The following is a 19,748-nucleotide window of genomic DNA, read 5'->3' as shown; positions in this document are numbered from 1 at the left end:
CCATGTTAAAAAATCTAACATTAGCTTTGGCTCTTTGGTTTTTAATCGATTGGGCCTATACCGAAAAAATAAAACCCTTTCTCATTTCAGAAATAACACCAACTGCACCCTCTAAATCAAAAGATAGTACAGATACTAGCAAAACTAAAAAAATCAAAAAAAAAGACTTTCGCTTTATACTAAAAGATACGGTAACCTACGGATTAGATATTTCACACTATCAAGGAGATTTAATTAATGCATTAAATAAAAAAGAAGATTCGCTCTATTTTGTTATTTGTAAAGCTACAGAAGGCATCAGTTTTATAGACCCTAATTTTGTTAGTAATTGGACCATCCTGAAAGACAAAAAAGTAGTGCGTGGAGCCTATCATTTTTATCATTGCGATCTCGATCCCAAACAACAAGCCCAACACTTTGCGTCTGTAATTATGGATAATCATTTCCTTGATGTTGGACAACTTCCTCCAGTTTTAGACATCGAAAACAGCGGTATGGACGGCAATTGTGGTGATTTAGAAACGGCTCAAAAAAACGTGCTTACTTTTCTAGAAGAAGTAAAAAGATTAACAGAACGTATTCCTATGATCTATACCAACAAATCTACAGGAAACAAATACCTCAACAACAAAGAATTTACTGCCTATCCTTTATGGGTTGCTGCTTATACAACCGAACTCACACCTAGTTCTATACCAACAGCATGGAACAACGAATGGACAATATGGCAACAGTCTGAAAGCTATTCTTTTCAAGATGCTAATTTCGATTTCGATATTTTCAATGGCAACCGACTGGAATTGAGAAAATTTATACGAAGCACCATTGTTAAAAAATAAAGAATACTTGTTTCCTTTTAAAAATACCACATTATGAACGAACAGCAACAAACTCTAGAAAATAAAACAAACACTGTGCAAGCCGCAGCAAATACTGTTGGAAAAGAAGGAAAAGTACTGAGTGATAATCGACTTATACAAAAAAAAGCAAACAACACAGGATTACCTGATAATTTAAAATCGGGAATAGAAAACCTTTCAGGTCATGCTATGGATGATGTTAAAGTACATTACAATTCCGACAAACCTGCTCAGTTAAATGCCCATGCTTATGCTCAAGGAAATGACATTCATGTGGCTTCTGGGCAAGAAAAACACTTATCTCATGAAGCTTGGCATGTGGTACAACAAAAGCAAGGCAGAGTAAAACCTACTATGCAGATGAAAGGTAAAGTGAATGTGAATGATGATGCTGGATTAGAGAAGGAAGCAGATGTAATGGGAGGAAAAGCTTTGCAGAAACATTCTAATAATAAAACCACACTAAAACAAACAAATAATATAGGCAAAACAAAACAATTAATAGGATGGACAAGATGGTATGAATACGATGGCGAAAATTACATCCCTAGGTTTATTGGCTTACCTTCAGCGCTAGGCTGGATTCCTGTAGGACAACACCAAGAAAAAGATGCTTACATATCCGTAACAAATATCAGAAATTTGCCTCAAATTAGAGATGTTGAACAAGGAATAAGCAGTGTTAGACAAGTTATTGACGAGCAAACTCCCTTGATCCGTAATGTTGTCGATGCTGTTGCTCAACAAGGTATTACAGTTGAAAATATCCACCAAATACAAAACAAATTTCTAAGTTTGGATAGTGCCTTAAATAATTATCTAATGAAGACCAGTACTGTCCTCAAAATCATAGGAACAGTTTTGGGGTTAGGTACAGTAATTACTGGGGGAATTTTACTTTCTTATCTAACACTACCACAATGGTTAGTTGGTGCGGTAGAAGGTCTTAGCTTCCTATATGGTGCAGGTTTACTATACAGATGGTCCAAATCAGAATTACTACCTACAATGGTAAAAATAGGCTTATTAATAGCAAATGGTGGTATTATGGCTACTACAATGGCTATTACTGGGTCACAAATAATCGCATACGCTACTGGATTAAGCACTACAATACCATTGCAACATATACAATTTGCTGCAATACCATTAGCTTTATTATTAGAACATTTTATAGTATTAATAATCGAAAAAGTTAATTCCCTAAGACAATTTCAAAATAAACAAAACGGTCATGATGAGGAACATGAAAACTAATAAAAAATGTAGCATTAAAACATAAAATTAATCAACTGGAAGTAAAAACTGCTAAAGTTTATTTAGTATACAGAAGCGAAAGTAAATTAGCTTATAATTAGTTTTCATTTTTTATAAAAATTATAAGTTCTATTGACAAGTTTTATTAAATGAAACTGTAAAATATAATTAAGAAGCTTAACTATGGAACATCTACAAGATAAAACAAGAAACATTCAATCAGAATCTGTAGCAAACAGCATTGAAGGTAAAATAATTCAGTCTAAATCAAAAACTTTAGAAGATAATCGTCCTTCCTCAATTTTGCAAAAAAAAGCAAATAATACAGGATTACCCAATAATTTAAAATCGGGAATAGAAAACCTTTCAGGTCATGCTATGGACGATGTTAAAGTACATTACAATTCCGACAAGCCAGCACAGCTTAATGCTCATGCCTACGCACAAGGCACAGATATTCATGTAGCTTCTGGGCAAGAAAAACATTTACCTCATGAAGCTTGGCATGTAGTACAACAAAAGCAAGGCAGGGTAAAACCTACTATGCAGATGAAAGGCAAAGTAAATGTGAATGATGATGAAGGATTAGAGAAAGAGGCAGATGTTATGGGTGCGAAGGCGTTGCAAATGAAAACAAAAGAATTTTCAAAAGATAATGATAAAACAGTTTTAAAAAATGATATAGGTAAGGTTAGACAAAAACCAATACAGATGTTGCAACAACATTATAAGCCTACATTAACCATTATTAGATCTCCTTTCCAATTAAAAAAGCTAAAAAGGCAAAGTAATATCAAAAGTGCAATATCAAACTCAGTCATTCAACGACAACCGCTTAAGAAGAAAACTGAAGATAATTTGGTTGATGCGGTAAAAAATAATGACAAACAAAAATTCAAACAAATATTTCGAGCTGCGGCCTCAGGCATGGACGAAATGATAAGTTGTGATGTCACTTTTTCTCAGGCTAGATCTCGATTAGCAAATGAAACAAAAATGAGAGAATTTTTAAGAGCATCTCACGAAACTAGACATCCAACACATGAAATGGGACATAATGTATCAGGTACTGGGAAAAAACAATATGAATTTGCACACCCTACAAGTCCAGACAAAGTAGTATACACAACCAAGAAAACAAAAAAAGGAAACCCAAGATGGATTGGGCATACTGGATGGGATAGGGCTAGAGCAAAACATGTTAAAGAAGGAAAAACTATAAAAGAAATGCAGGATAGAGCAATAGAATTTACTTTAAATTCAGGTGCACAACCACCCTTTGCTAAAAATAGTAATATAAAGAGAACATATGCAGAAGCACTTTTAGGACATAACGATAGAGAAAAACTTAAAAGCAAACATTCAAAATATGACCCAAAGAAAAAGCAAAAAATTAATGCCCAATGGGAACCAAATAGAGCTAAACGTGGAGTAAGCCCTACTCGAAAATAAATTAATTATAAAAATGAATATCATGAGCACACACACTAATAAAACACAAGAAAATAAAAACCAATCTGTAGCAAATACTGTTGCACAGAAAAAAAGCAATAACAATCAAGCTTTAACTTTTGAGGATAATAGATCAAAAGCAGTTACCCAAACAAAATCAAAAACTTTAGGAAGTAATGATAGTGTAGCACAACTAGGCAAGAAAAAAAGAGATCTTGAAAAAGCAAAAAAAAATAATCCAAATGGTTTACAGCATCATAATCGCCCGGAATATCAAGAACAAAATGAAAGGCAAATGCAACTTATAAATGAAGGAATGGATAGAAAAGAAGCGAAAAGACAAGCTAAGGATGAAACTAAAAAAAAGAAGTAATAACTTTTATATAAAAGCAAACATTATTCTTTATACACCATCACCGTAAAGTCATCTTCAAGATAATTTTCTTTTAGACGAACATTATCAGAAAACGTTTTACAAAAATCGGTGATGGTTTTGGGAGCATAAGCTATTAAAATACCATCAGGGTTTACTGTTTTGCTTAATAGATTAAAACCTAATGCTATGTTGCAATGGGCATACAAATGAGTTATCGCTTTAAAAATAAAATCAGGGTCGCTGTTTTTATAGTTGAGTGAACCCGAAACTAAAACATAATCGACTACTGGTAAAGTACCTTGCATGAAATCGCCTAGATAAAACGTGGCAGTTGGAAAGTCTTTGTTTTTTTCAATAGCATTGTCTAAAAAAGTGGCTATCCTATCGATACCATGATAGGAAAAATTGGTTAAATATTGCGTTAAATAATAACACAAATCGCCATTACCACAACCAATGTCTAGGATAGATTTCGTATTCAAATTGCCTATTTGTGCTAAAACTTCAAAGCGCTTCAATTGGTCTTCTTCTGAAAACCAAGCTAGACTTTGTGGACTTTCCGAACCGTATTGTTTTATCTTATCTTCGTGGAATTTTTGTATGTATAATTGGTCTAACATAATTAAGTCTTCTCTTTTTATTTGAAGATTATTATTGGTTGAGGTGCTTTAAAAAATTGAATACTAATGAATCTAATAGCAACTAACACATGATACAAATGTACTTTTATTTTAAAAACATGTTTGCATAAAAATACTACTTATTAACTCCTTTTACTCTATTTCTTTTCAATTAACGTTTCCGAGATTATAATTATATTCTTTTTAATTATAAAGTGAACCTCTTGTATTATAAGTATACCCATTCTAATTATAAAGTGAACCTCCGAGATTATAATTATATTCTTTTTAATTATAAAATGAACCTCTGAGATTATAATTATATTCTTTTTAATTATAAAATAAACCTCCGAGATTATAATTATATTCTTTTTAATTATAAAATAAACCTCCGAGATTATAATTATATTCTTTTTAATTATAAAATGAACCTCTGAGATTATAAGTATGCTCATTTTAATTTTAAAATGAACCTCCTGAAGTATAAGTATGCCCTTTTAAATTTTAAAATAGACTACCTATATTAATTGCACAAATACTAAACTTTATCGTACTCTAAATACATTACAATTCCCAACTCAATTCTACTGCAATAGGCACATGGTCTGATATATTTCGTGCTTCGTGCAAGGTTTCAAAATCTTTATAAAAATGAATCACTCTGGGGTTTGAAATTTTAATTTTCTTTGCATTATAGAAGATATTATCAAACTCAGAAGCTAAACATTTTCCATTTTTACATGCTCGCTTTAAAGATGTTTTTTGGTTTTGAAATACCGATTGATATCCCATTTTCTTTAAAGGAAAAAATACGGTATGCGATTGTGGACAATTAAAATCGCCTATAAAAATAAGGTCTTTATCTGGATATAGGGTTGGGAAAAACTTAAAGTATTTAATTTCCGTTTCGGGTTGCATTTTCTTTGTTTTAGCATGAAAATTCACCAACGTAAATTCTTTTTCTTTATATTTAAATGTAGCCAAATAAGGTTCTCTTTCTATTTCTTCTATATAGTTCGGGTCTAACCATGCCTCTCCTATTTTTTTAATGTGTTTGGGTTGCCATAAAAAAGCATAACGTTCCGCTTTATAGGCACTCCCTGATGTTGGATCGCTAATTACATAGTCCCATTTTGCTCCTTTTCTATTGAGTTGGTCTACTAACGAAGCAACAGCTTTTGCTCCTGCTCCGCTTACTACAACTTCTTGTATAGCAACCACATCAAATTCTTTTAAAACATGCGCCATATAGGCAATGTCTTCTTCTGTTTTAGATACGCCTAGGTTTTCTATATTCCAAGAACAAATTTTCACTTGCGAAAAGGAAAAGGAACAAAGTAGTAGGAAAAGGAATGTGGTTATTTTTTGCTTATAAAACATGTTTCAAATATACTTTAATCTTCCCAAGCGCAAAGTTTTAATCCTAATTCTTTAGCTTCCGAAAGTTTCTTTTTGGTTATTTCGTGTTTACAGCCCGACAAGCCTCGGCACGATTTACTCAAATGGTATTTCTTTGCTCCTTCTGTTCCGCATAAATATACTTCCTCTTCATCTAGTGTTGAGAAAGAGGTTAAAAATGTTACTATTAAAAGTGTTATTATTGTTTTCATAGGTGTAAAATTTTATTTATCATAGGTCACATATGTTATCGCTTTTATTCATTTAGTGTTTACTTCACTAAATACATTTCAATTTGTGTTCAGTGAATTTTATTTGTTTGCAACAAACTTGTTGTAAAAAGCGATTTCATTTTATTCTGCTTTTAGTTCATATTGCATGCCGTCTGTGTCTTTTCCTTTCATTTTTCCATTCTCATACCATTCTACTTCAATGTCTTTTTCGTTACCTTTTTTGTCTCTAATTATTCCTGCTCCAAATTTCCCACAGGTATTCACATTACCTGTTACTTCGTTATTTAGGCTGTCGAGACCGATAATGTCATAGTTGTATTCGTAATGATCGGGACGACCTGTACGGTATTCATACTTGTATTCTTCGTCAACATGATAGGTTCGTCTTTCTTCATTGTCTATTTCTTTTCTATCATCGGGTGTAATTGCTGGCACTTCATTATTGAAGATTCCTAATTTAATTTCTTCATTCTGTACGGGTGGTGCCTGATTGGTTTCTTTACAGGAAATGAAAATGTATAATAGTATAAGGAGTAGTTTTTTTGTCATATGCTTTGGTTAAATAGTTGTTTTTTTTTAATGGTTTGAATGTAAAAATTAAACATACAATTAGTAGTGCATTTGTATATAGGTATTTATACCTGATTTACTCCTTCATAAAAACCAACTGTTTCTAGTAGTTCGGTTTCAAATTGATAAATATCATCTATGGTTTCAATAGGTAATCTGGTCTCGTTTTTCTTATCGTCAAAAACACCTAAATATTTTTTTGTGGCATTCAAATGCAATCTGCATAAAGGTTTTCGATTATTATCGTCTAGTAGGATTCCGAAATACGATTGAGTATCTCTATGAACAATTCTACTTGTTGGAATTTTTCGTCTTAGAATAGCTACTACAATTTTATAGGCTTCTAGCTCTTCTTCTGTAGTTTCTATTTTTGTACTTTCTACAACTTCTTCAATTTGGTCTTCTAACTGTTTTTCTGCTTCTTTATTTAGTGCTGCATTCAATCGATCGTTTACTTTTTCGCTGATGAACTGATTACATCCTTTTTGTACTAATTCTTTAAATTCTTCTATTACTTTTTCGGTTAATCTGCCAGAATATACTTTGTTAGCAAACATGCGTACAAATTCATTAGAAGGTGTATTAATTTCCTCTTGAATGAGTTTCTTTATCTCTTTGGTGTATTTTAAGGAACTCGCATTATTGACAATATTATTAACGTCGAAGTTGGACTTATGAAATTTTGCAATTTCGTTTATTGTATTTTCTTTAATGTTTGTAATATCGAATTCTAAAAAAGGCTTTTGATCCATTTTGTTTTTCTCATCTAAATCGGTAAAAAACTGATATTGAATTCCGTTAGTGAGCAAAGCAAAACGTGTTTTTGTTACATGAAAATAACGCAACAATTGTGAGTTGTGAATGCTTAAGTTTTCTTTCCAGTTCTTACATTCTATAATTAGAATTGGTTCATTGTTTTCGAAAATAGCATAGTCTACTTTCTCTCCTTTTTTTAATCCAATATCGGCAGTAAATTCGGGTACTACTTCGGTAGGATTAAAAGTGTCATAGCCTAAAAGATTAATGAAAGGCAATACAAAAGCATGTTTGGTAGATTCTTCTGTTTCTATTTTATCCTTTAGCATTACGATTTTGTCTGCCAAAGCTTTGAGTTGTGTGTTTAGTTCCATATTATTTGAATTATTTATTTTCAAATTTATAACCTTTGAAAATCAATTCCTTGCGGAAATCCGTACTATGGTAAATTATTTTCAGTTTTATGCAAAAAAAGACCCGACAAGCTTTGGGAAGCTGTCGGGTCTAAGGTAAAATTGATTCTCTTTTTTAAAACCTAACACAACTATTTTTTAGTAGGTGCTGGTTTTGGACTTGAAGGTTTTGAAGGATTATTTCCTCTTTTTCCTCCTGATGGTTTTCCTGTTGTACTTGGTGCATTTGGTGGTTTTTGATTTGCCATAATAAAGCTATTTAAATTAATTATTTTACGTGTTTAGAATATTCCCATTTTACTTGTCTATAGTGACTTATTTTTCAATATCTTTCCCATTCAAAATTTTTAAAACCACTTTCGTTTATCCATTTTTTCCAAACCTGTTCAAGAATTTCATTATCACGATATCCAATCTGATTATCATAATTTTGAGTTTTTTTATTAAAATCTCTTTCATGTGTTTCTAATACATGTATATTAATATACTTGTTCAACTCGTTTTTTATTGGGATTAAACCTAAATTAGTATTCAACGTAAGTGCATTTTCAACGTTAATATTGTTCTTTTTACAATATGTTCTTAATTGAATTATTTTCGATGGACCAAAACGGAATTGATGATTGTCTGTTTTTAGTGTATATTCTAAATACCCGTCAGTTAAAATGTATATATGATTTTCATAACTAACAAAAGTTGTATCAATACCATCTGTAATAATTTTGTCTTTTTTAATCATATTTTCATTTTGTATTTTTTCAAGTAAGATGCTTAACAAGTCAATTCCCTTGTCATTTATAGATCCGTATTTTTGAGTAATTATTTTTTCAAATTCTAAAAGTTTTTCTTTTAACCCATTAAGTTCATATTTACCTGTTGAATTGATAAAACTTTGTTTATCACCAAGGTTTACTATTTTATCTAGGTCTACCGAAAAAATATTTTTTTGAGAAAAAGGTGAAAAATGAATACTCGATTTATCTCCAATTTTCTCACCTGGTTTAACACATTCTTTTTCAAAATATTGGATTATTTTTTTTATTTCTAGAATGTCTTTTTCTGGGAAATCTTTATTTGAAATACGATCTGACATATCAGATAGTATTATTAGATTTTGATACGTTAAATATTTATTATTAGATTCTGGAATACAAGAGTTTAATAATAAAGTTACTATTAGAATTAAAATTAATTTCATTTTATTAATAATTATTAGTTATTACTTGTTCTATTGCTCTAACTCTATTTGCAACTTCTTTTTCAGCATAAAGTTCTGGTAAGAACTCAATATATCCTGATTTATATGCTGTTGAAACACTATTTAAAATTTCATCTGTGAATATTTTTCCACTGGTAATTGTAGTCATAAAATCATCATAAATTGACTTTATACTTTTAAGTAATTCTGTAAATATGGCTTCATTTTCGTTTTGTGAAGAATTCAAATCTCTTTCTAAATATTCTAATTCTTCATTTTTCTGATTTAATACGTTTTCTTTTTCCTTTATTTTATTATTAAAAAGTTCTTTTTGCATATTTAGGTCAAGTAATAATTTATCTAACATTTTAATTTGTTTACTTTTTTCAGCATCTACAATTTCGCGTTGAGATTTTTGATATGCAGTTACAATAAATTCTATTATAAAATGAGTAATAACTAATGGCAACATACCAAAAACAAAGATGAGCCAAAACTCTGTATGGGTTATTACTTCCCAAATTTTAAGTTGAGATTCCTTACCAACTAACAAGCTTTTTATTTCATCTGTATTTAATGCAACCATTGTTGATACTAAAACATCAAATACTAAAAGTCCAACCACAAAACACAATATGTTAACCCCCTTATTTTTACTACCTATTAATTTTAAATTTGATAATAGTATTGGGATTAAAAAAAACAAACCTGACATGATGCCAAAAAGTCCTCCTTGCGTCTTAAATATTTTAACAATTGCATTAGCATCGACTAATTGCGGCAAACCAGGGTTTATTCCAGACTCTAAAGAATTACGAATAATATTTCCTTCAAAAAACACTTTATACATTGCAGAAGCAAAGAACATAGATAGGTAGAACATGAAAATAAATAGACCTATTATAGAAAAAACTATTCCTATTGTCCAAAATTTTTTTGTTACTAGTGTCGATTCTAAATTATTTCTCTCTAGTTTGTTTTTTTCAATTTCATTGTTCAACTGTAAGAGTCCTTTTTCTCCTGTGTCTTGATTACCTCTTTCAAAAATTGACTTTTCTTGGTTTACTTCTGAAATTTTTGCGTTTAATTGTTTTGTCTCAATTTCATAATTCATTTTTACTTTATTAAATTGAATCAATCTATCCGCATCTATTTCAGCTTTTTTGCTTTCGAAAGCAGAAGTAATATTTTGAGATATTATATTTTTTTTATTACTCAAACTATCATCTGTAGCATACATTTTTATTTGTTCTTTGATTTCTAAATAGTTCGCTTTAAAAATTTCTATACTTCCTGAACTCTCTTTAGAATTTTCATGACCTTTCTTTCTATATGTTTCTGTATTGATATTTGCTGTTGCATAAACAAGATTAGATAATTGTTGAGAAAAAGAATCAGCAACGTTTATTGTTTTTGTTTTTGTAACAACTTGTTCCGTTTGATTTGCTGTATTGATATTTAAATCTATTTGATGTTCAATATTATATTTCAAACGTTCAAATTCTGCAAAGAATTGACGATAAGTATTAAAATCGTCAGAAACTTGAATATTTTCAACATTATTGTTACTTGCATTATAAGAGTAGTTATATGAGCCATTGATTGTTATTTTGCTATCTATAAGACAAAATTTATGATGCATCGTTCCTCTATCATCCCCAGTTTCAAATGCATGAACATTTACTCCTGCATTTTCAAACATTTTTTTAACAGTTTCATTTTGAACATTTGATGACAATATTATATCAACTGTTAGATTTCTATTTTTTGCATCAATAATTGAGTTGGCTATATCTCTATCAGTAAACCAAGCCATTGCCAGATAAATATCTTTACTTGCAGTTTGTATTTCGGAAATTATACGTTGTTTAATTCCTATGCCGTTAGTTAAAATATCATTCATATTCAGTTTTTATATTATTAATTATCTTTTAATACCCCAAATTTATAACCATTGAAAATCAATTCCTTGCGGGAATCCGTACTATGGCAAATTATTTTCAGTTTTATGCAAAAAAAAGACCCGACAAGCTTTGGAAAGCTGTCGGGTCTTTAATGAAAATACGTTTTATATTGGCTTATATTAGTCCTAAATCTTTTGCAATAGCTATTAAATGCACATTGTTATTCGCTTTAAAACTAATTTTTAGTTTGCCAATTCGTTTCTCTATAGCACTTTTGCTACTGGGTGAAATGTTTATTTTTTTAAACTTCGTTTCAATTTCATCTTGGGTTAGCCCTAATGAAAGGTATTTGATGATTTCTAAATCGTAATCGTCTATCTCACTAACTGTTCTGTCTTGAAAAACGTGTTCAATATTGGGCGAAATGTATTTTTCTTCTGTTGTGAAAACTTTTTCAATAGCATTTTTTAATTCTGGAATGCTGTTTCTACCTTTCATGACAAAAGCATTAATACCATGTTCTACAAAAAGTGATTTAATACGATACGGTTTGTCTTCTATCGAAAAAACAACGATTTTTATATTGGGTTGTAATGTTCTAACGGCTGCTATTAAATCTTCTCCCGATTGAAGTTTTAATTCTTTTTGTCGGTAATCTTCCACAAAGGAAAGATCGGTAATTAACAAATCGTAGGGTACTTCATCTTGGACCGCTTTTCTCATTTTTAAGAAAGCATCATCACAATATTTTGCATATTCTATTTGTTCTTCAAGAATATTTAAATCTTTTAGCGCTTGCACCACCGCTAAATTCAATCCATCAATATCCTCGGCAATTATTACTTTTGAAAACATCATACTTTTTATTATTTGGGGAATTCAATATTAATTTTTACTCCTTTATTAATTTCTGAATCAAAAGTAATGCTTCCATTAATGCTATGCATGCGGTTTTCCATATTACGCACACCATTTTTAGAAATTTTTTCCATATCGAATCCAATGCCATTGTCGGAATACTTTATACGTATGCTTTTTTCAAGGCTTTCAAAAACAATAACAACAAGCGTTGCATCACTATGTTTTTTCATATTTACCAATACTTCTTGTAAAACACGATGTATTTCAATTTGCTTTTCGGCTGCTATCACTTCCCAGTTAATGGTGTTATTCCCTTTTTTAATAACATTCACTTGCTCTGACTTATAACTCGTTAGCATTTCATCTACCAATGTTCCAAAATCCTTACCCGTTTTTACACCACTAGTTTGTTTGGAAATATTTCTAGCTTTCTCGTAGATGTTTTCTAAATTACCTAAGACTTTATCTTTTTTTGTTTGTTCTACTAAATCTTGTGTTTCAAGATACATCATCGTATTAAAAACATCGTTAGCTAGTTCGTCATGAAGTCTTTTGGAAATACGTGTTTCTGTATCGTAGGCTGTTTTTAGTAGTTTCCTTTTGTTTTTAGAACGAATTAAAAGAAACAATAATATAGCTATAATTATAAAAATAATAAAGATGATGGCTATTATCTTCTTCTCATTTGCTTCTTTTTCTTTTTCTTTAATTGCTTTATCAGAATTAAATTTAATATTCGCAAACTCATTCTTAGCTATTCGTCTAACTAAATCAATACTGTCTTTTAATGAATGAAATTTTTTATAATAACTTTTAAAATCATCCCTACTCGACGTATTTCTAATTAGAATATCTAAAGCTTCCAGTCTGTCATCTGGACTATTCACTCTAGTTGCTATATCATAAGCGTTTATAGCAAACCTACTAGATTCTTTAGGAATTGAATCTTCATAAAAACGAGCTAAATGCATTAATGGAGCAATTTTTTCATAATCTTTACCAATACTATCTTTAATTCTTAATGATTCTGAAATATATTGATGTGCTTCTTTTTTAATACCTAAATTAAAATAAGCATAACCCAAATTGTCCAACACTCTTGCATATTCAGCTTTATGTTTTTTTAAAATATCTGATTTAAGTAATGGTTTAAGTATTTCTATTGCTTTTTGATAATTTTTTTTTTCTAAATATGTTACTGCAATATTATTTTCTGTGATTATTTTTGTTAAAAGGTTTGGTGTAATATCTAAAACTTCTGAATACACATTTATAGCTTTATCATAATCATTTAAATTCAAATAACTCGTTCCTAACGAAATTAATCCATTAGTCCTATAATCTATACTCGTATTTTTATCAAAAAGAGAGATTGCATTTGTAGCACTTTCTTGTGCCGCATTGTAGTCACAGAATATAGTCTGAATTTCCGCTTCTTTTAATAAACAAAATAACATTCTTTTCTTATCATTTATTAATTTATTGTATTCATAAGACTTATTATAAAAGCTAAATGCTTTTTCATATTGTTTAATTGAATCTAAAAATTGTGCTTGCTTTAAATCGTCATCTAAGGGTAATATTTCATTGTTTTTTTTACAGAAAAGAAATAAAAAAGAAATAAAAATAAAAAATTTCGGGATTTTCATATTAAAAAGAATATATCCCGAAATTTAACTATAAAATTAATACCAAAAAACTTTTTAAGGCTTTATTGGATTATTTCCCGTTTGACCTCCAGTATCACCTTCATTTAATGAATCACCCTCTTTTTGTGTTAAGTAGATTTCTTTTTTAGGTTCTAAATCTTTTTCTTTAATTAAACCTTCAAAATTATCTGAATCTGCTGTACACGATGTAAAGCTTACTGAAAATAAAACAACTGTTACTAATATATATAACTTATTCATGATATTATTTTTTAAAAATTGGACATAGGAATAGCTGTTCGAGACTTTCTCGAGTTTTTTGATTTAGCTATTGCCGTTAATAATTTGCTTTTGGGAAGTGAAGTGAGCTAGAACAGAAAAGTCTTATTTATACTTCCCAGATAAAAATTCTAATCTGTTTAGCATCACTTTGTTTAGAAGTAGTTTTGTACATTTGTTCTAATCGCGAAATAGAACGAGAACTAATTCTGATGCAAATATTTGTCAATTTTTCGGCAGTGTTTATACGGAATTCCGATGATTCCAATAATTCCGATGAATGTTAATGAATGCTTATAAATTCCGATGTAGCGTATGAATAAAAATACTTTTGAGACTTACTTAATAGCTATAAAAAAGCAATATGAAATTGCAAAAAAGGGTACTTATTCTACTTTTTTAAGCAGTCCAACTCCTGCTTCAATTAGAAATTTATGTGTCGAAATTTTTAAATCTTCTAATTCTAATGTAGATAAAGAGATACTAAAGCATTTTTTTGATTTAAAAGGAGATGATACTGACAAAGCATTAATTGATAAATTCGATATTGATCGATTAAGACCTATTTGTCATTTCTTTAAAGGAAAAACAGAAACCCCAAAACATGAATTGGTTGATTTAATGGCACTTTTAATTAATTTAGAACAAAGACCTTTATCTAAATATTTAAAAAGTGAACACAAGGAAATTGAAGAAAAGAAAAACAAACCAATTATTGGTTTTATTGACACAAAACCAGTACATGAGAAAAGAACATCTGAAGAAATTGCTCATGAAGTACCGCCTATTGAAGATAAAAAACCCACTTTACTAAAAACAAATAGGCTCAAAATTGCGTCTGGTTGTGTTATTATTGCAATACTTTTTTTGGGTGTGAATTATTTTATGAAAGGTGAAGAATGTATGGAATGGGTAAACGATCATTTTGAAGTAGTAGATTGTGATGTTCCAAATGAAAGTGGCGATCGCTATATAAACGCTAAGGAGGAAGATTCATTTATTGCAGATTTTAGGAAGATTAATCCATGTGATACGCTTTCTTTTAAGGATAAAGATGGAAATGCTTGTTTATGGTATGGAAAATCGAACAATGGAAATATGGAGTTTTTTAATAGGTTAGCACTACACCCTGAAACTAAGAAGTCTTTAAAAGAGGTAAGTCTGCATATTTTTAATACTTATATTAAGGGAGAACCTTGTGAGTGATTAAAAAAAAGATTTTAATTAGACTTCGTAAAAAATCACCTTTTATGGGTGATTTTAATTTTTATACTTATTTCTATTTTTGTTTTTATAATTTTTAAATTAACAAATAATGAAAAAACTTGAAAACCTTAAAGGAGTAAATGTACTTTCTAAAAAACAGAAAAAAGCTGTTCAAGGAGGTCAATCATGGAATTGCAAATATGAAAACCCAGATGGTACACTCCATACAATAGTAGAATCTTCAACGGCTAACGCTGTTGCTAATTGTGACGCTAGCACCAATTGTAGAGGTTGTTCCCCTTCAAAGTCTACAGCATCAGGACCAGCTCCAAAAGGAAATAAAGACTAATTGTTCTTTATAAAGAAAACAAAAAAGGGTAAAAAGAAAGCAATTCTGCTGACTTTTTACCCTTAACTATTTAATTCGTGACCTCGGCAGGGTTGGCTATGCCTCTCCTTAAAGCTCCGCTTTGAAAATACCTTTAAGAGTAAAGAACTATTCAAGTTAGGCTTGATGTTTTTTACTCTTAAAGGTCTTTATTCGTGACCTCGGCAGGGTTCGAACCTGCAACCAACGGAGCCGAAATCCGTCATTCTATCCAGTTGAACTACGAGGCCTTTTTAAGAGAAGAACAGAGAGAAAAGATGAAAGAACAAAGACTGATTTTTTATATACAATAAAACATATCTATTCTCTATCTTCTATTTTCTTTTCTCTATGCTCTTTTCTCTATCTTCTTATACTAATAGTTTCTTTACTATTCCAGAAATGACTTTCCCTTCTGCTTGTCCTCCAATTTCTGAAGATGCTAAGCCCATTACTTTTCCCATAGATGCAATTCCTGATGCTCCAGTTTCTGCAATTATTTTTGCAATAACGGCTTCAATTTCTGCTTCAGATAATTGTGCTGGTAAAAATTGTTCTATTACAGCAATTTGTGCTAATTCTGGTTCTGCTAAATCTGCACGTCCTTGTGTTGTATAAATTTCTGCACTGTCTTTTCTCATTTTCACCAAACGTTGTAACATTTTCACTTCGTCTGCTTCTGCTAATACATCTCCTGATCCTGTTTCTGTTTTAGCTATTATTATCGCTGCTTTTATTGCTCTTAACGCTTCTAATGCAACTGTATCTTTTGCTTTCATAGCCGTTTTCATTTGGTCCATGATTTTTGCTTCTAAACTCATATTTTCTTTTTATTAATAAATTAGTATCTCTTTGTATTTGTTTTACCCCAGATGGAAGTGGCATCCTGTTATTGCGAGTTAACTTAATTTGCTACTTTAGATAGCTTTATATCTCTCGCAATGACAGATAGAACGGACAGCTGGAATAAGGTTCTAAAAAAAACTTGTACAAAAATAGTAAAAAAAATCCCGAAAATTTTACTTCACGGGACTTTAGGTTAAGCTAGTTTATGAAGATTTAATCCACATTATCATGTAGGTATGAATTATTAGATCTTAATTGTAATTCATCATTACTATCTGACCCTACAGACATTCTAGACTGATTTGTTGCGTTTGGTGCTGTCGTTACATCGATTCCCATTCGCTTGTATGCTGGTTCTTTCTCAATTTCATCGATATGAGAAGCTGTTGTATTGAATTTATAATTAAATTCTTTCATCTTGCGCTTGCGTTCTTCTGCTCTTGCTTTTAATGTTTCTTCAATTGTCATTTCAAATGGAGATGCATTGCTTACAAAAGATTCTTCAGCTGGTTTTTCTGTTTTCTTAACCGCAAAATTTAACTCCTCATCTACTGGTTCTTTAACTTCTGCAACTGGTTTAGATGACAATAATTCATCTTCTTTTTCTAGATAATCTTCTAGTGTGTATTTTATTACGCCTGATGGGCTTGTTTCTGCAGCAGGAGCTACTTTTATTGGATCTTTTACTTCGATTTGTTTGGTTTCTTCTGTTAAATCGAAGATTGTTCTTTCCTCTACTTCTGGAGTTTCAAACAAATCTAATGAAAAAGCTACATGTTTTTTTGCTGCAACAAATTCTGGCTCTACAACTTCTATGTCTTTTATTCTAGATTGAACCGTTTTTATACTTGTTTCTTGTTTTGGTGCAATAATCTCGAAAGCAACATCTATATTTTTTATTGCTTCTGATGTTGGCACTAAATCCATTGCTGGTGCAACGTTTTGAATCTCGAATTGAACTTCTTCTTTCTCTTCTAGATTATAAACTATTTTTTCTTGCTTTTCTGCTACATTTTCTGATTTAGTTTCGAAAATTGGATCTTCAACTACTAAATTAGCAATCGTTTTATTCGTTAAATCATGAACTACTTTTTGCTCATCTTCTAATGAATGAATGATTTTCTTTGGTTCTGAATTGACAATTCCCGCTTGTTGCTCTATGTCAAAACCAGTAGCGATAATTGTTACTGCAACAGAATCTTCTAATGATTCGTCTTCACCAACTCCCATGATTATATTTGCATTGAAGCCTGCTTCTGTTTGAATATAATCGTTAATTTCTCCTATTTCGTCAATTGTAATTTCTGATGTTCCAGATACAATTAATAATAGTACATTTTTAGCTCCTGTAATTTTATTATCGTTTAACAATGGAGAGTCTAATGCATTAACAATTGCTTGTTTTGCTCTATCAACTCCTTCTGCTACTGACGAACCCATTATAGCCGTTCCGCTATTTGAAAGTACCGTTTTAGCATCTTTTAAATCGATATTTTGAGTATAGTGATGGGTTATAACTTCTGCTATACCTCTTGCAGCTGTTGCTAATACTTCGTCGGCTTTAGAGAAACCTGCTTTAAAACCTAAGTTTCCGTATACTTCTCTAAGCTTATTGTTATTAATTACGATTAGAGAGTCGACTTGTTTACGAAGTCTTTCTACTCCAAGCATTGCTTGTTCTGCACGTACTTTTCCTTCAAACTGAAAAGGAATTGTTACGATACCTACTGTTAAAATATCTCTTTCCTTAGCTAACTGAGCAATAACAGGAGCAGCACCAGTACCTGTACCACCACCCATACCCGCAGTTATGAAAAGCATTTTTGTGTTTGTATCTAACATTTTTTCTAAATCAACAATACTTTCTAATGCTGATTGTTGTCCTACTTCTGGATTTGCTCCAGCACCAAGACCCTCAGTAAGCGTTAAACCTAACTGAATTTTATTTGGAACAGCACTATTTTGTAGCGCTTGAGAATCGGTGTTACATACTATAAAGTCGACTCCTTTTATTCCTTGTTTAAACATGTGGTTAATGGCATTACTTCCACCTCCCCCTACTCCAATAACTTTGATAACGTTTGATTGGTTTTTTGGTAAATCAAATGAAATGCTTGTAAATTCTTCCATAGCTGGTACTTTTTATTCTGCGTTATCTAAAAATTCTTTAATCTTATCTATATACTTATCAAAAAATGACTTTTTGATTCTGCTCTCTGTCGATTCTGGTTGTCGTTTTTCGACTACCTTCTCTTCTTCAATTTTTTCTTCATTAACAGTTTCACGAGCTATTACTTGCTCTTCTTTTTTCATTTCTACCAAAGGTATTGCACTCTTAGTATTGTTACGAATACTATTCATTACTAGTCCAACTGCTGTTGCGTATAATGGACTTGATAGTTCTTCGCTTGAATTCCCTGCTAAATGTTCGTTTGGATATCCTATTCTGGTATCCATTCCTGTTATGTATTCTACTAATTGCTTAATATGTTGCAATTGTGCTCCTCCTCCTGTTAGAACTATTCCTGCAATTAATTTTCTTTTTGGGTCTTCGTGACCGTATAATTTAATTTCTGAATATACTTGTTCTATAATTTCTACTACTCTTGCATGAATAATTTTAGACAAGTTTTTCAATGATATTTCTTTTGGTTCTCTTCCTCTTAATCCTGGAATAGAAACAATTTCATTATCTTTATTTTCTCCTGGCCAAGCTGAACCAAAACGTACTTTTAATAATTCGGCTTGTTTTTCAATAATAGAACAACCTTCTTTTATGTCTTCGGTTATTACATTTCCTCCGAATGGTATTACTGCAGTATGACGAATAATACCATCTTTAAAGATGGCTAAATCGGTAGTTCCACCACCTATATCTATTAATGCAACCCCTGCTTCTTTTTCTTCTTGACTTAAAACCGCATCGGCAGAAGCTAATGGTTCTAAGGTTAGTCCGGACAATTCTAATCCTGCACTTTTAACACAACGACCTAAATTTCTAATTGATGCTGCTTGCCCAACTACAACGTGGAAACTTGATTCTAATCGTCCTCCATACATTCCAATTGGTTCTTTTATTTCTGCTTGACCATCTACTTTAAACTCTTGTGGCAAAACATGAATAATTTCTTCTCCTGGCAACATTGCTAATTTATGCACTTGTCCTATTAATGCATCAATATCTTCTTCATCTATTACTTCATCTGCATTAGAACGACTGATATAGTCACTATGTTGTATACTACGAATATGTTGTCCTGCAATACCTACTACTACATCATTTATTTTATATCCAGAATCACTTTCTGCTTCTAAAATAGCTTGTTGAATAGATTGAATTGTTTGCGTAATATTGTTCACGACACCTCTATGAACACCGAGACTCTTAGATTTTCCTGTTCCTAGGATTTCTAGTTTTCCGTATTCATTCTTTTTACCTATCATTACTACAATCTTTGTAGTTCCGATGTCTAACCCTACTGCAATATTATCTTTGTTCATAA

19 protein-coding genes and 1 tRNA gene are annotated in these 19,748 nt (G+C 30.9%); 6 read left to right on the top strand and 14 right to left on the bottom strand.

Annotated features, from left to right (window positions below; genetic code table 11):
• Window positions 1-2: 2 nt before the first annotated feature.
• The 4 genes from L2Z92_RS10140 (at window position 3) to L2Z92_RS10125 (ending at window position 3,942) form a co-directional block, all read left to right on the top strand.
• Window positions 3-839 (top strand): glycoside hydrolase family 25 protein, encoded by an 837-nt coding sequence (locus L2Z92_RS10140; RefSeq protein WP_236458814.1) that lies wholly within the window; start codon window positions 3-5, stop codon window positions 837-839.
• A gap of 33 nt (window positions 840-872) precedes the next feature.
• On the top strand, window positions 873-2,117 hold the full coding sequence (locus tag L2Z92_RS10135; protein ID WP_236458813.1) for an eCIS core domain-containing protein: 1,245 nt from the start codon (window positions 873-875) through the stop codon (window positions 2,115-2,117).
• Window positions 2,118-2,300: 183 nt separating this feature from the next.
• On the top strand, window positions 2,301-3,569 hold the full coding sequence (locus L2Z92_RS10130; protein ID WP_236458812.1) for an eCIS core domain-containing protein: 1,269 nt from the start codon (window positions 2,301-2,303) through the stop codon (window positions 3,567-3,569).
• Window positions 3,570-3,591: 22 nt separating this feature from the next.
• Entirely contained in the window at window positions 3,592-3,942 is a 351-nt protein-coding gene (locus L2Z92_RS10125) for a hypothetical protein (protein ID WP_236458811.1), read from the top strand.
• A 23-nt stretch (window positions 3,943-3,965) separates the two neighbouring features.
• Here the strand turns inward: L2Z92_RS10125 and L2Z92_RS10120 are convergent, their stop codons facing one another.
• The 10 genes from L2Z92_RS10120 to L2Z92_RS10075 form a co-directional block, all read right to left on the bottom strand.
• Window positions 3,966-4,565, bottom strand: a complete 600-nt coding sequence (locus L2Z92_RS10120) for a class I SAM-dependent methyltransferase (protein ID WP_236458810.1) — start codon at window positions 4,563-4,565, stop codon at window positions 3,966-3,968.
• A 564-nt stretch (window positions 4,566-5,129) separates the two neighbouring features.
• Window positions 5,130-5,945 (bottom strand): endonuclease/exonuclease/phosphatase family protein, encoded by an 816-nt coding sequence (locus tag L2Z92_RS10115; protein ID WP_236458809.1) that lies wholly within the window; start codon window positions 5,943-5,945, stop codon window positions 5,130-5,132.
• Between the two features lie 14 nt (window positions 5,946-5,959).
• Complete coding sequence (locus L2Z92_RS10110) at window positions 5,960-6,175, bottom strand: hypothetical protein (RefSeq protein WP_236458807.1); 216 nt, start codon at window positions 6,173-6,175, stop codon at window positions 5,960-5,962.
• Window positions 6,176-6,316: 141 nt separating this feature from the next.
• Entirely contained in the window at window positions 6,317-6,745 is a 429-nt protein-coding gene (locus tag L2Z92_RS10105) for a hypothetical protein (protein ID WP_236458805.1), read from the bottom strand.
• 86 nt (window positions 6,746-6,831) lie between these two features.
• Window positions 6,832-7,896 carry a type I restriction endonuclease gene (locus tag L2Z92_RS10100; protein WP_236458803.1) on the bottom strand — a complete coding sequence of 355 codons (1,065 nt, stop codon included), beginning with the start codon at window positions 7,894-7,896 and terminating at the stop codon, window positions 6,832-6,834.
• 361 nt (window positions 7,897-8,257) lie between these two features.
• On the bottom strand, window positions 8,258-9,133 hold the full coding sequence (locus L2Z92_RS10095; protein ID WP_236458801.1) for a hypothetical protein: 876 nt from the start codon (window positions 9,131-9,133) through the stop codon (window positions 8,258-8,260).
• 4 nt (window positions 9,134-9,137) lie between these two features.
• Window positions 9,138-11,036: a phospholipase D-like domain-containing protein gene (locus tag L2Z92_RS10090; RefSeq protein ID WP_236458799.1), complete on the bottom strand. Its 1,899-nt coding sequence runs from the start codon at window positions 11,034-11,036 to the stop codon at window positions 9,138-9,140.
• A 175-nt stretch (window positions 11,037-11,211) separates the two neighbouring features.
• The gene (locus L2Z92_RS10085) at window positions 11,212-11,895 is read right to left on the bottom strand and encodes a response regulator (RefSeq protein WP_319800403.1); all 684 of its coding nucleotides are present in this window, start codon (window positions 11,893-11,895) and stop codon (window positions 11,212-11,214) included.
• A gap of 8 nt (window positions 11,896-11,903) precedes the next feature.
• On the bottom strand, window positions 11,904-13,547 hold the full coding sequence (locus tag L2Z92_RS10080) for a tetratricopeptide repeat-containing sensor histidine kinase (protein WP_236458798.1): 1,644 nt from the start codon (window positions 13,545-13,547) through the stop codon (window positions 11,904-11,906).
• A 54-nt stretch (window positions 13,548-13,601) separates the two neighbouring features.
• Window positions 13,602-13,808, bottom strand: coding sequence for a hypothetical protein (locus L2Z92_RS10075; RefSeq protein WP_236458796.1), 207 nt, complete (start codon window positions 13,806-13,808; stop codon window positions 13,602-13,604).
• A 333-nt stretch (window positions 13,809-14,141) separates the two neighbouring features.
• Here L2Z92_RS10075 and L2Z92_RS10070 point away from each other — a divergent pair, with 333 nt between their 5' ends.
• Together L2Z92_RS10070 and L2Z92_RS10065 are read left to right on the top strand one after the other, a co-directional pair.
• Window positions 14,142-15,032, top strand: coding sequence for a hypothetical protein (locus L2Z92_RS10070; protein WP_236458794.1), 891 nt, complete (start codon window positions 14,142-14,144; stop codon window positions 15,030-15,032).
• Window positions 15,033-15,141: 109 nt separating this feature from the next.
• Window positions 15,142-15,381 (top strand): hypothetical protein, encoded by a 240-nt coding sequence (locus tag L2Z92_RS10065; protein WP_236458793.1) that lies wholly within the window; start codon window positions 15,142-15,144, stop codon window positions 15,379-15,381.
• Between the two features lie 195 nt (window positions 15,382-15,576).
• On the opposite strand, the gene L2Z92_RS10060 is transcribed toward L2Z92_RS10065, so the two are convergent.
• The 4 genes from L2Z92_RS10060 to ftsA form a co-directional block, all read right to left on the bottom strand.
• A tRNA-Arg gene (locus tag L2Z92_RS10060) sits at window positions 15,577-15,650 on the bottom strand.
• A gap of 120 nt (window positions 15,651-15,770) precedes the next feature.
• Entirely contained in the window at window positions 15,771-16,220 is a 450-nt protein-coding gene (locus tag L2Z92_RS10055) for a GatB/YqeY domain-containing protein (protein ID WP_236458791.1), read from the bottom strand.
• 238 nt (window positions 16,221-16,458) lie between these two features.
• Window positions 16,459-18,375: a cell division protein FtsZ gene (ftsZ, locus tag L2Z92_RS10050; protein WP_236458789.1), complete on the bottom strand. Its 1,917-nt coding sequence runs from the start codon at window positions 18,373-18,375 to the stop codon at window positions 16,459-16,461.
• Between the two features lie 12 nt (window positions 18,376-18,387).
• The gene (gene ftsA, locus L2Z92_RS10045; protein ID WP_236458787.1) at window positions 18,388-19,746 is read right to left on the bottom strand and encodes a cell division protein FtsA; all 1,359 of its coding nucleotides are present in this window, start codon (window positions 19,744-19,746) and stop codon (window positions 18,388-18,390) included.
• Window positions 19,747-19,748: the final 2 nt, after the last annotated feature.

The sequence above is a fragment of the Flavobacterium jumunjinense genome (assembly GCF_021650975.2).
Lineage (GTDB): Bacteria > Bacteroidota > Bacteroidia > Flavobacteriales > Flavobacteriaceae > Flavobacterium > Flavobacterium jumunjinense.
This window is presented reverse-complemented; position numbering and strand designations above follow the sequence as displayed.

What these genes read in the sequence shown, in the direction of transcription:
- L2Z92_RS10140 (WP_236458814.1), top strand. Translation starts at nt 3, where the DNA reads ATGTTAAAAAATCTAACATTAGCTTTGGCTCTTTGGTTTTTAATCGAT.
- L2Z92_RS10135 (WP_236458813.1), top strand. Translation starts at nt 873, where the DNA reads ATGAACGAACAGCAACAAACTCTAGAAAATAAAACAAACACTGTGCAA.
- L2Z92_RS10130 (WP_236458812.1), top strand. Translation starts at nt 2,301, where the DNA reads ATGGAACATCTACAAGATAAAACAAGAAACATTCAATCAGAATCTGTA.
- L2Z92_RS10125 (WP_236458811.1), top strand. Translation starts at nt 3,592, where the DNA reads ATGAGCACACACACTAATAAAACACAAGAAAATAAAAACCAATCTGTA.
- L2Z92_RS10120 (WP_236458810.1), bottom strand. Translation starts at nt 4,565, where the DNA reads ATGTTAGACCAATTATACATACAAAAATTCCACGAAGATAAGATAAAA.
- L2Z92_RS10115 (WP_236458809.1), bottom strand. Translation starts at nt 5,945, where the DNA reads ATGTTTTATAAGCAAAAAATAACCACATTCCTTTTCCTACTACTTTGT.
- L2Z92_RS10110 (WP_236458807.1), bottom strand. Translation starts at nt 6,175, where the DNA reads ATGAAAACAATAATAACACTTTTAATAGTAACATTTTTAACCTCTTTC.
- L2Z92_RS10105 (WP_236458805.1), bottom strand. Translation starts at nt 6,745, where the DNA reads ATGACAAAAAAACTACTCCTTATACTATTATACATTTTCATTTCCTGT.
- L2Z92_RS10100 (WP_236458803.1), bottom strand. Translation starts at nt 7,896, where the DNA reads ATGGAACTAAACACACAACTCAAAGCTTTGGCAGACAAAATCGTAATG.
- L2Z92_RS10095 (WP_236458801.1), bottom strand. Translation starts at nt 9,133, where the DNA reads ATGAAATTAATTTTAATTCTAATAGTAACTTTATTATTAAACTCTTGT.
- L2Z92_RS10090 (WP_236458799.1), bottom strand. Translation starts at nt 11,036, where the DNA reads ATGAATGATATTTTAACTAACGGCATAGGAATTAAACAACGTATAATT.
- L2Z92_RS10085 (WP_319800403.1), bottom strand. Translation starts at nt 11,895, where the DNA reads ATGATGTTTTCAAAAGTAATAATTGCCGAGGATATTGATGGATTGAAT.
- L2Z92_RS10080 (WP_236458798.1), bottom strand. Translation starts at nt 13,547, where the DNA reads ATGAAAATCCCGAAATTTTTTATTTTTATTTCTTTTTTATTTCTTTTC.
- L2Z92_RS10075 (WP_236458796.1), bottom strand. Translation starts at nt 13,808, where the DNA reads ATGAATAAGTTATATATATTAGTAACAGTTGTTTTATTTTCAGTAAGC.
- L2Z92_RS10070 (WP_236458794.1), top strand. Translation starts at nt 14,142, where the DNA reads ATGAATAAAAATACTTTTGAGACTTACTTAATAGCTATAAAAAAGCAA.
- L2Z92_RS10065 (WP_236458793.1), top strand. Translation starts at nt 15,142, where the DNA reads ATGAAAAAACTTGAAAACCTTAAAGGAGTAAATGTACTTTCTAAAAAA.
- L2Z92_RS10055 (WP_236458791.1), bottom strand. Translation starts at nt 16,220, where the DNA reads ATGAGTTTAGAAGCAAAAATCATGGACCAAATGAAAACGGCTATGAAA.
- ftsZ (WP_236458789.1), bottom strand. Translation starts at nt 18,375, where the DNA reads ATGGAAGAATTTACAAGCATTTCATTTGATTTACCAAAAAACCAATCA.
- ftsA (WP_236458787.1), bottom strand. Translation starts at nt 19,746, where the DNA reads ATGAACAAAGATAATATTGCAGTAGGGTTAGACATCGGAACTACAAAG.